The following is an 11,490-nucleotide window of genomic DNA, read 5'->3' as shown; positions in this document are numbered from 1 at the left end:
TGGGCGTGCCGACCGCGATGTTCACGCCGCTGTTCGTGATCTCGCGCACGGCAGGATGGAGCGCGCACATCATCGAGCAGCGCGTCGACAACAAGATCATCCGGCCGAGCGCGAATTACACCGGACCCGAGAATTTGAAGTACGTGCCGCTAAATAGGAGAAAATAGCGGTCGCTGTGCGCTCCACAGCGCGTGCAGTTCAACCCGCGCGGCCGCCGGACCGGTCGTCCGCGCACTGTTTAACTGATTTCAGATAGAAAGGTTTTCTCCATGAAAAAGCTGATGATCGCCGCCATGATTGGCGCCCTGTCCACGACGATGCTGTCCGTCGCGACTGACGCCGCTGCTGCGGACACGGCCACCACCACGAAGAAGCCGGCCACCAAGGCTGTCGCCAAGCGACCGGAGCCGCGCCGGCTGATCAAGCGCAAGCCGAATCCGGAGAAGGAAGCGAAGCTCGATCCGATCCCGGAAGGCGCCGAAAAGTGGTCGTGCAAGGACGGCCTTGCTTTCGAAATGAAAGGCGACATGAAGCGTGACCAGATCGTCACGGTTCACTGGGCGAACAAGAACTACAGCCTGCCGCGCGAAACGACCACGACGGGCGCCGATCGCTTCCACGACGCGGCAACCGGTATGGACCTCGTCGTGATCCCGACAAAGGCCATGCTGTTCCAGGACAAGGACAGCTCGCGTCTCGCCGACGAGTGCAAGACGGTCGCCATGGAACAGGGCGCGCCGGCTCCAACGCAATCGAACGCGATCAACAAGACCGGCAACTGATTCTCGCCGCCAGGGAAGCCCCCGATGTCCGCCCCGATCTCCAACGTACGACCCGCCCCGGACGCCGTCCTGGTCGATATCGTCGACTACGTGCTGGACTACCGGATCGACAGCGCGCTCGCGCTGGAAACCGCGCGTCATTGCCTGATCGACACGCTCGGTTGCGGACTCGAGGCGCTTACCTACCCAGCCTGCACCAAGCTGATGGGACCGATCGTGGCAGGCACGATCGTCCCCAACGGCGCAAAGGTGCCGGGCACTTCGTTCCAGCTGGACCCGGTTCAGGCCGCCTTCAACATCGGCGCGATGATCCGCTGGCTCGATTTCAACGACACCTGGCTGGCCGCAGAATGGGGTCATCCGTCGGATAACCTCGGCGGCATTCTCGCGACGGCCGACTGGCTCTCGCGCACCGCCGTCGCAGCGGGCAAAGCGCCGCTGACGATGAAAAACGTCCTGATCGCAATGGTCAAGGCGCACGAAATTCAAGGCTGCATCGCGCTCCAGAACTCGTTCAACCAGGTCGGGCTCGATCATGTGCTGCTCGTCAAGCTTGCGTCGACCGCGGTGGTCGGCCAGCTGATCGGCCTCACGCGCGACGAGCTGATCAACGCGGTATCGCAGGCGCTCGTCGATGGGCAGGCGCTGCGCACCTATCGCCATGCGCCGAACACCGGGTCACGCAAATCGTGGGCCGCCGGCGACGCGACCTCGCGCGCCGTGCGCCTCGCGCTGATATCGAAGACCGGCGAGATGGGCTATCCGTCGGTGCTCAGCGCGAAAACGTGGGGCTTCTACGACGTGCTGTTCAACGGCAAGGCGTTCCGGTTCCAGCGTCCGTACGGCTCGTACGTGATGGAAAACGTCCTCTTCAAGATCTCGTTTCCAGCCGAGTTCCATGCGCAAACCGCCGTGGAAGCCGCGCTCGCGCTGCATGCGCAGCTCGCCGCGCAGGGCCGGCGCGTCGACGACATTCGCCGCATCACGATTCGCACGCACGAAGCCGCGATTCGCATCATCGATAAAAAGGGACCCCTGAACAATCCGGCCGACCGTGATCATTGCATCCAGTACATGATCGCGGTGCCGCTGATTTTCGGCCGTCTGACGGCTGCCGATTACGAAGATCGGGTTGCGCAAGATGCGCGTATCGATGCGTTGCGCGCGAAGATGGAATGCGTCGAAGACGCGCAGTTCACGAAGGATTATCACGACCCGGACAAACGTTCGATCGCCAACGCACTGACGATCGAATTCAACGACGGGTCGAAGTTTGGTGAAGTCGTAGTCGAATACCCGATCGGTCACAAGCGCCGTCGTGAAAGCGGTATTCCGTTGCTGGTCGAGAAGTTCAAGACCAACCTCGCGCGGCGCTTTCCGGTTAAGCAGCAACTGGCGATTCTCGACGTATCGCTCGACCAGGCCAAGCTCGAAGCGACGCCGGTCAATGAATACGTTGATCTGTACGTCATCTAGGTTGAGTACTGTAGTTCCGCGATCCAAACCAAGGAAAACACCATGGCCCACAACCTCCACAAAACGCTCAAGGAATTCGACAGCGGTTCCGGCAAAGGCAAGTTCTACTCCCTGCCGCAACTCGGCAAGGCACTGAACCTCAAGATCGACCGCCTGCCGGTCTCGATCCGAATCGTGCTGGAATCGGTGCTGCGCAACTACGACGGCAAGAAGGTCGGCGAAGAACACATCAAGCAACTCGCGAACTGGAAGCCGACCGCCGCGCGGGTCGACGAAATTCCGTTCGTCGTGTCGCGCGTCGTGCTGCAGGACTTCACCGGCGTGCCGCTGCTCGCCGACATCGCCGCGATGCGCGGCGTCGCGAAGGCCGTCGGCAAAGACCCGAAATCGATCGAGCCGCTCGTCCCGGTCGATCTCGTCGTCGACCACTCGGTACAGGTCGACCACTTCCGCGAGAAGAACGCGCTCGACCTGAACATGAAGCTGGAATTCCAGCGCAACAATGAGCGCTACCAGTTCATGAAGTGGGGCATGCAGGCGTTCGACACGTTTAAGGTCGTGCCGCCGGGCGTCGGCATCGTTCACCAGGTGAACCTCGAATACCTCGCGCGCGGCGTGCACAAGAAGGCCGATGGCGCGGACACCGTGTACTACCCGGATTCGCTGGTCGGCACGGACAGCCACACGACGATGATCAACGGCATCGGCGTGGTCGGCTGGGGCGTGGGCGGGATCGAAGCCGAAGCAGGCATGCTCGGCCAGCCGGTGTACTTCCTGACGCCGGACGTCGTCGGTGTGCACCTGAAGGGCAAGCTGATCGAAGGCGTGACGGCGACCGACCTCGTGCTGACGATCACCGAACTGCTGCGCAAGGAGAAGGTCGTCGGCAAGTTCGTCGAGTTCTTCGGCAAAGGCACGCGCTCGCTGTCGGTGCCGGACCGTGCGACGATCGGCAACATGGCGCCGGAATACGGCGCAACAATGGGCTTCTTCCCGGTCGACGAAAAAACCATCGACTTCTTCCGCGGCACGGGCCGCACGGACGCGGAAATCTCCGCGTTTGAAAACTACTTCAAGGCGCAGCAGCTGTTCGGCATTCCGGGCGAAGGCGACATCGACTACACGAAGGTCGTCACGCTGGATCTCGCCACGGTCGCGCCGTCGCTGGCAGGCCCGAAGCGTCCGCAGGACCGCATCGAGATCGGCCACGTGAAGTCGACCTTCACGGACCTGTTCTCGAAGCCGGTCGCTGAAAACGGCTTTGCGAAGAAGGCCGCCGATCTCGACGCGCAATACACGACCAGCAACGGCGTCGACGTCAAGAACGGCGACGTGCTGATCGCCGCGATCACGTCGTGCACGAACACGTCGAACCCGAGCGTGCTGCTGGCCGCCGGTCTGCTCGCGAAGAAGGCTGTCGAGGCTGGCCTGACGGTCGCTCCGCACATCAAGACTTCGCTCGCTCCGGGCTCGCGCATCGTCACCGAGTACCTGACGAAAACCGACCTGCTGAAGTACCTCGACAAGCTCGGTTTCACGCTGGCCGCTTACGGCTGCACGACCTGTATCGGTAACTCGGGTGACCTGACGCCGGAACTGAACGAAGCGATCACGAAGAACGACATCGTCGCGGCAGCGGTGCTGTCGGGCAACCGTAACTTCGAAGCGCGCATTCACCCGAACATTCGCGCGAACTTCCTCGCGTCGCCGCCGCTCGTCGTCGCGTACGCGATCGCCGGCAACATCACGCGCGACCTGATGACCGAGCCGGTCGGCAAGGGCAAGAGCGGCAAGGACATCTACCTCGGTGACATCTGGCCGACCAGCGAAGAAGTCAACGCGCTGCTGAAGTACGCGCTGGATGCCGACGCGTTCCGCAAGAACTACTCCCAGCTCACGAAGAAGGGCGACCTGTGGAGCAAGATCGAGGGCGAAGTAGGTCAGGTCTACGACTGGCCGAAGTCGACCTACATCGCCGAGCCGCCGTTCTTCGGCAAGGACTTCTCGATGACGCCGGCTTCCAGCATCGCGCCGGTCAAGGGCGCACGCGCACTGGGCATCTTCGGTGACTCGGTCACGACCGACCACATCAGCCCGGCAGGCTCGATCAAGGAAGACTCGCCGGCAGGCCGCTGGCTGAAGGAAAACGGCGTGCAGAAGGCCGACTTCAACAGCTACGGCTCGCGCCGCGGCAACCACGACGTGATGATGCGCGGCACGTTCGCGAACGTGCGCATCAAGAACCTGATGATCCCGGCGAAAGCGGATGGCTCGCGCGTCGAAGGCGGCCTGACGATTCACCAGCCGAGCGGCGAACAGCTGTCGATTTACGACGCGGCAATGAAGTACATCGACGCCGACACGCCGACCATCGTGTTCGCGGGCGAAGAGTACGGCACGGGTTCGTCGCGCGACTGGGCGGCCAAGGGTACGCAACTGCTGGGCGTGAGGGCCGTGGTCGCACGCAGCTTCGAGCGGATCCACCGTTCGAACCTCGTCGGCATGGGCGTTTTGCCGCTGCAGTTCAAGGGCTCCGATAGTGTGCAGTCGCTCGGCATCACCGGCGAAGAAACTTACGACATCGAAGGCCTCGGCGACGACTTCAAGCCGCAACAGGAAGTCACACTCGTGATCCACGGCAAGGACGGCGACAAGCGGGTTCCGGTGCTGCTGCGTATCGACACGCCGATCGAAGTCGACTACTACAAGCACGGCGGGATTCTGCCGTTCGTGCTGCGCTCGCTGCTGGCTGCTTAAGCCCGGAGGCAACGCATACAGCCTGGCCGTTTTGCAGGGGCTGCGTCCTGTGGAGGGCGCAGCCGACTTTGAAGCCCGACCTCAGGTCGGGCTTTTTTTTCGGCTCACGTCACGGCTCGCGCAATGCAATCACCCCTCACTTCAAGCCGAAATCGACCCGCGTCGTCGCACCCTTGTCCTTGATGTCGTCGGCATTCATCTTCGGCGCGACGATAAACACACGGCTGCTGTCGACCTTGCCTTGCAGGTACTGTTGCACGCTCTGCGCGCGTTGCTGCGCGAGTTGCCGCAGGCTCGCGTCGTCGATCGGTGCGTTGGCCGCGAGCGCGCCCTTCATGTCGTCGTCGGGCAGCGTCTTCGTCATGCCGATGAAGTTGCGCGGCTTCTTGAAGTCGGAGGACTTGTAGGCCTTGGTCAGATATTTGTCGTACTCCTGCTGATCGACCGTGACCGTCGACAGATCGACGCTCTCGCCGTTGCCGACCGCGTCCTTGATCTTCTGCCGCTTGACCATCTGATCGACGTACCGCGTGCGCAGCGCCGGCTCATCGACCTTCGGATCGACGCGTCCGATCAGGTCCATGCGGATCGACGGCTTGTCGGCGAGCGCCTTCACGATCGTGTCGAGCTTCTGCTTGTCGGCGTCGGTGAGCGTGGCCGAGCCTGCCTCGAATTCGACGTAGCCGAGTTCCTCGCCATTGCCGCCGAACGCGTGCGCGATCAGCGAGAACGGCGCGGTCACCGCCTTTTCGAGCAGACTGAGCACCGCATGCCAGATCAGCCCGCCGATGCTGAACTCGGGGTTCGACAGCGAGCCCGACACCGGCAGGTTCACGTCGATCTCGCCCCGCGAGTTCTTCAGCAGCGAGATCGCGAAACGCACCGGCAGCTTGGTCGCTGTGTCGTTGTCGACGTGATCGCCGAACGTCAGCTGATCGATGAACAGGTGGTTGTTCGCGTTCAGTTGGTCGTTCTCGAGCTTGTAATGCAGATCGACGTTGAGCTTGCCCTTCGTGATCGGATAGCCGGCGTACTTCGCCGAATACGGCGTCAGGTTCGTCAGCTCGATATCGTGCGCGGTCGCGGTCAGATCGAGCGCCGGTTTCGCGATCAGCGGATTGACGGTGCCGCGGATCGTCAGGGGACCGTTGGCCGCGAGCTTCGCGGCGACGTCGACCGGCGCGGGCGTCGTTGATTCCGTACCGAACGCGCCGATCGTGCCCTGGATGGCGACCAGATTCGCCGTGTAGTTCGGCTTGACGAAGTTGTCGGTGTAGGTGACGCGGCCCTGTTGCAACACCAGTTGCCCGAAGTGCAGCTTGACCGGGCTGTGCGGCGGCGTCGCGGCCTTGGCCGTGGCCATAGGTGTGGCGGCAGCCTTGCCCGGCGTTGCAGCGGATGCCGCGACCGGCGCCGATGCCGCGACTGCTTCCGAGACCGCCGGCGGTGTCAGCGGAATCGGGGGCGTGCCGCCCTCGTGCGCGACCACATCCTTCAGGTTCAGCTTGCCTTGCGGGTCGAGCAGCACACGTCCATAGAACTTCGAGAACGTCACACGGCCCGTGTCGACCACGGTGCCGTGCTCGTCGTAGTCGGCCTTCAGGTTCGACAGCGCGAGCGAGCCCCAGCCCGCGAACGGGGCCGACGTCACCTTATCGATCAAGCGCACGGCGACGAGCGCCATGTCGCCGCGATAGTTCGCTTTCAGCGACTTCGCCTGGGTGACCGCAAGATCGCCGTTGGCATTCAGCAGCGCGCTCGCGAGCGTCGCGTTCAGGTTGCTGCCGAAGTACGGCTCGAACGCGGCCGCGTCGAGCTGGTTTGCGTTGATCTTGACCGCCAGCTTCAGCGGCGTCGCGGTCACGTCGCCCTTCACGGCGAGCGTGCCCTTTTTGTTCAACGTCGCTTGCAGGTCGACCGGCAGCGGACGGCTCAGGTCGTCGCTGATCTGCCGCACCTTGAGCTGCACCGGCGTAAAGCTCAGTTTGACCGGTTGCGGCGTGGTGTTGTCGGTGAAATCGGCGGTCGCGTCTTTGAGCGTCAATTCGCCGATCTTGTAGCGCCATGCGGGGCCCTCTTCGTGCGCTTTCTTCGCCGCGTGAATCGCCGTTCGCTCTGTCGCCTGTTGATGCGCCTCCGCGAGCGCGCTCAGATTGATGCTGCCGTCCTTCAGGCGCTGCGCGTCGAGCGCGAGGCCAGTTACGTCGACGCTCGTCACGTCGGCCGTGCGCGCCGCGACGTCGACCTGCTTGACCACCACGTTGCCCTGCGCGAGCGCGACCACCGGCGTCTTATCGCCGCGCGCCGCGAGCTTCACCGCCTGCATGCCCAGTTGCGTGTCCGCGACCGTCAGCGCCATCGGCGACTTCGACCAGTTCGCGTCGATATTCGTCGTCGCGGACAGCGCGCCGTCGCGCACCTGTGCGGACATCGCGGTGTCGAGATACGGCTGCAACGGCGGCAGCTTCAGCGACTTCAGGTCGAGCTTCACGCTCGCCGTCTTCGTCGCGAGGCCGACCGTGCCGTCGGCCGCGAGCGAACCCGCGCCGTCCTTCAGGTTCGTGTTCAGCGTGTAGTGCGCGGGCGTCGATGCGAGCGTCGAGAAATCGGTCAGCGTGACGGCGAGGTTTTGCAGACCGGTTTCGACTGGATGCGACACGGCTTCGTCGTGCACGTTCACCGTGCCGTCGTCGAGTGTGAAACGTTTGATCGCGACGTCGAACGGCGGGACCGCTTTGGCGGCGGCTGTTTTGGCGTTGGCATTCGCAACCGCCGCTTCTTGTGCCGCCGTTTTTTTCGCCGCGGACGCGAACATATGCTCGACGCTCAATACGCCGTCCTTGTCGCGCGCGAGACTCGCGCTCGGCGCGTCGATGCGGATATCGTCGAAGTGATAGACGCTCTTCAACGGTTCGAGCGATGCCGCCGCCACATGCACGGCGCGCGCCGCGAAAAACGGCGCCTTGCCTTGATCCTGCACGTTGACGTCGTTCAGATCGACGGTGCCGGCGACGCGCAGCGACGGCGTGTCGTTCGACATCTCGAAGTTCAGCTTCAGGTCGGTGGACAGCTTGCCCGACTGCACGATCACCGGCAGCTTCGACGGCGCGTAGGACACCAGCTTCGGCACGTCGAGCTCGTCGAAGCGCAGCGACACTTCCGACTCGCGCGACGCCGCGAACGGCTTGGTCCTGCCGTCGATCGCGAGCTGACTGTCGCCGTCGATGCGCGCGCGCAGCAGCGGCTCGACGAAGATATCGGTCTTCGACGGCAGAGTCGCGATGAACGGGATGCCGAGCTTCCATTGATCGATCACGTGGCTCGTGCCGAGCAGGCGGTCGTCGAACCTGATCTGGCCGTTTTCGATGCGAATGTTGGAGACGGCGAACTGTGTCGGCTTGCTGTTCGGTTTTGCCGGCTGATTCGCGAACTTTTCGATCAGGTCGCTGAAATTGAAGTGCTGCGCATCGTGGCGAACGATAAGAAGGCGCGGCGAATCGACCTGCACTTCGTCGACGATCGGCGCGCCGCGAAACAGCGAACTCCACGACGGCTTCACGATGAGCCGCGAAATATCGACGAAGTCCCCCGCGCCGCCGCGCTCGCCGATATGCACGTTATCGGCCTCGAAACGCAGTGTGTACGGATTGAGCGCGATCCGGTCGATCGACGCGGGCCGGTCGAGCTGCTTGCTCAGTTGCTGGCTCGCGATGTGGCGAATCAGTGGCGGCGCCGCGAAAAAGCCGAGCAGGCCGAACACGACGACGAAGATCAGCAGACCCACGAGAATCCGTCGGGTACGGTGCGACTGCGCGACGGCTCGCACGGTCTGCATGGAGGAGACTAACGATGCTTTATTGAGGCTTGCCATGCTCGATCTGGAGGAATGCGGCGGCAAGCCCGCCGCGAAAAAACAGAAATCCCGCAAGCGGCAGTATAAGTCGTGAATCAATGGTTAGACAGGAATGTCAGGCCCTATCTGACGATTCGTGCTGCTGACCGATTCGCACTTCTGCGATGGAGATTTTCGCGAGCGTTAGATAACGACACCGGACGGCGCGCGGTTTGCCCGCGCGCCGTTCACATCATTGCCGCACGACCGGCGGCGGCTGCCAGCTGCCGTCGGTGGCTTGCGGCTTCGGCGCATACAGGCGCAGCACCAGCTGCATGTCCGCGCGCGGTGCCGGCAGCCAATTGCCGGTCCGGCTGCGCGTCGACGACACGACCACGTCGAGCGAACCATCGCGATTGCGGCGCGCGCCATTGCGATCGCCGACCGCGAGCCGCGCCGGCGCATTCGCGCTCAGCGCGCCATCCTTCGTGTATGCGGTGATCGTCCAGAAGCCGTGCACCGGCGGCAACCGGTTCGCCGCGAAGTGGATCACGTAGCGATTCGCGCCGTTCAGCGTGTTGCCGTCGCTGTCCTGCGTGACGACCGCTCGTACTTCGTCGTCCTTCGTACCGATGCCCAACTGCATGCTGGCCGCGTACGCGCGCAGCCCATAGTCGGGACCATAGTTGCCGACGGCGTCGCCGAACCAGCTCCAGCCGTTCGCGCTCAGCAGATTCGATGGCGGTGTCGCGACGCGATCGCGACCGTCGGCAAGACCGGCCGCTAGCGCATCGGAAGACTTCGGCAGCGTCACTGGATCGCCCGGAATGACGCCGAGGTCGGCGAGGAATTTGAGCGCGTGCGGATCGGCCGGTGCCGGCGGATTGTCGGGCAACTCGTCGGCAAGACGGCCGAAGAAGCCGCTCGCGTCGAGCGCGGCGACCTGCTGCGCCGGCGTGCCGCTCGCGCCCGCGACGCCGCTTGCGTAACCGCGCGTCGGCACCGCCGGCTGCACATCGCCGACGAACACGCTCAGCGGCTGCAGACGGATCGCGTGTTGCAGCTTGCGCACCGCGTTCAGATCGCGCGCGCCGTTCGACTGGATGCGCACACTGATCCATGCGTTGCGGGTCGGCACTTCCACGCGCGTCGCGCCCTTCGGCAACTCGCCTTTCCAGCCTGGTGCGACGAACGCGATCGTCTGCGCGCGCGGACCTTTCGCGGCGCTCGTGCCCGTGGCGAACTGCGGCCCGGTCGACCACGCGACGTTGGTCCACATGTCGAGCACGCGCGCATCGACGTAACGGCCATGCGAGTCGGGTAGCGCCAGGATCACCGGCTCGGCGGCAAGGTCAAGCCAGCCGGTCGAGTCGAGCGTGTCGAGGCCAGGCTGCGGCGGATTGGTCGCGCCGATCGGCGGCAGCGCCTGCGTGTGACGCAGCGTGTTGACAGGCGCCTGGCCCGGCTCGGTGCCGACCGCCGCATCGCGCGCGGCGCTCATCAGCACGAGCGGATAGCCGAAGACGTACGAGTCGGCGACTTCGTCCTTGATCCAGCCGGTGCTTTGTCGCGTCGCGGTGGGGGTCGACGTGCAGCTGGCCAGCAGTGCGAGACCCGCGAGCGATGCGCAGGTTCGTTGAAGTAAAAACAGTTCTCGGCGATTTTTTATCATTCGTTCAGAGTGCGGAACGTGCAGTCCTATGGGAAATGCCGGTGTGCAGCGCCAGGTGCATGCGCGGTTCTCCCGAAACACTGCGCAGCGATTCCGCGGATTGCGATTCCGACAACATCGCGTTGTATCGTATCCTTGCTAACCGGGCAAGCACAAGGCAGGAATTGTGGCTGGCAGCGCGATCCGCCAGCTTGCCGAATCGCCCCCACTGTTTCGTCGTCCTGCATTCGGAGCGCTTCAATGTACACGCCCGCCCATTTCGAAGAGAACCGTCCAGAGGTTCTTCACCGCCTGATCGCCGAGCAGCCGTTCGGCGCGCTGATCACGAACGGCCCCAATGGGCTCGACGCGAATCATGTGCCGTTCGAGGCGCAGGCGGACGCGGCGGATTCGTCACGTCTGGTGCTGCGTGCGCACGTCGCGCGGGCAAACCCGGTCTGGCAGGAAGCCGCGACCCATCCCGAAGCGCTCGTGATCTTCCAGGGGCCGACCGCCTATATTTCGCCGACCTGGTACCCGAGCAAACACGAAACGCACCAGCAGGTGCCGACCTACAACTATATGGTCGTGCATGCGCATGGCAGGATTGTGGTGCACGACGATGAATCGTTCGTGCGCGGCCTCGTCGCGCGACTCACGCGCAAGATGGAAGCCGGCGAGCCGGTGCCCTGGAAGATCGGCGACGCGCCGGCCGACTATATCGCGCAGATGCTCGGCGCGATCGTCGGTATCGAAATCGAGGTGACGCGGCTCGTCGGTAAATGGAAGCTAGGGCAAAACAAGGTGGCGGAAGACCGGCGCGGCGCGGCGCAAACGCTGCTCGCGCGCGACAGCGATCAACAGAAGGCGGTGGGACAGGCAATGCTCGATGCACCGCCGGCGTTTTGACGGCAGCCGCATCATCCGGCCTTGACCTTCCCGTCATGGGAAGGTCGATACTCGATTGACGATGCGGTCCAATGCCGCCACGA

General features: G+C 63.7%; 7 protein-coding genes. 5 read left to right on the top strand and 2 right to left on the bottom strand.

What is annotated here, in order from left to right:
* The 4 genes from F6X42_RS17910 to acnA form a co-directional block, all read left to right on the top strand.
* Positions 1–167, top strand: a 167-nt coding sequence (locus F6X42_RS17910; RefSeq protein WP_281393988.1) for a citrate/2-methylcitrate synthase, incomplete at its 5' end; no start/stop codon positions are given.
* A gap of 102 nt (positions 168–269) precedes the next feature.
* Complete coding sequence (locus tag F6X42_RS17905) at positions 270–782, top strand: hypothetical protein (RefSeq protein ID WP_187635497.1); 513 nt, start codon at positions 270–272, stop codon at positions 780–782.
* Between the two features lie 24 nt (positions 783–806).
* Positions 807–2,258: a bifunctional 2-methylcitrate dehydratase/aconitate hydratase gene (locus F6X42_RS17900; RefSeq protein WP_187635496.1), complete on the top strand. Its 1,452-nt coding sequence runs from the start codon at positions 807–809 to the stop codon at positions 2,256–2,258.
* A 42-nt stretch (positions 2,259–2,300) separates the two neighbouring features.
* Positions 2,301–5,015: an aconitate hydratase AcnA gene (gene acnA, locus F6X42_RS17895; protein WP_187635495.1), complete on the top strand. Its 2,715-nt coding sequence runs from the start codon at positions 2,301–2,303 to the stop codon at positions 5,013–5,015.
* Positions 5,016–5,151: 136 nt separating this feature from the next.
* Here acnA and F6X42_RS17890 read toward each other — a convergent pair whose 3' ends face one another.
* Both F6X42_RS17890 and F6X42_RS17885 read right to left on the bottom strand, forming a co-directional pair.
* Entirely contained in the window at positions 5,152–8,886 is a 3,735-nt protein-coding gene (locus tag F6X42_RS17890) for a DUF748 domain-containing protein (protein WP_187635494.1), read from the bottom strand.
* Between the two features lie 214 nt (positions 8,887–9,100).
* Positions 9,101–10,519 (bottom strand): DUF1254 domain-containing protein, encoded by a 1,419-nt coding sequence (locus F6X42_RS17885; RefSeq protein ID WP_187635493.1) that lies wholly within the window; start codon positions 10,517–10,519, stop codon positions 9,101–9,103.
* 240 nt (positions 10,520–10,759) lie between these two features.
* Between F6X42_RS17885 and F6X42_RS17880 the strand changes: the two genes are divergently transcribed.
* Positions 10,760–11,407: an FMN-binding negative transcriptional regulator gene (locus F6X42_RS17880; RefSeq protein ID WP_187635492.1), complete on the top strand. Its 648-nt coding sequence runs from the start codon at positions 10,760–10,762 to the stop codon at positions 11,405–11,407.
* The last annotated feature ends 83 nt before the right edge of the window (positions 11,408–11,490 follow it).

Source organism: Paraburkholderia podalyriae (assembly GCF_014397785.1).
Taxonomy (GTDB): Bacteria; Pseudomonadota; Gammaproteobacteria; order Burkholderiales; family Burkholderiaceae; genus Paraburkholderia; species Paraburkholderia podalyriae.
The sequence above is the reverse complement of the archived record's forward strand: the minus strand, read 5'-3'. Positions and strand labels throughout refer to the sequence as shown.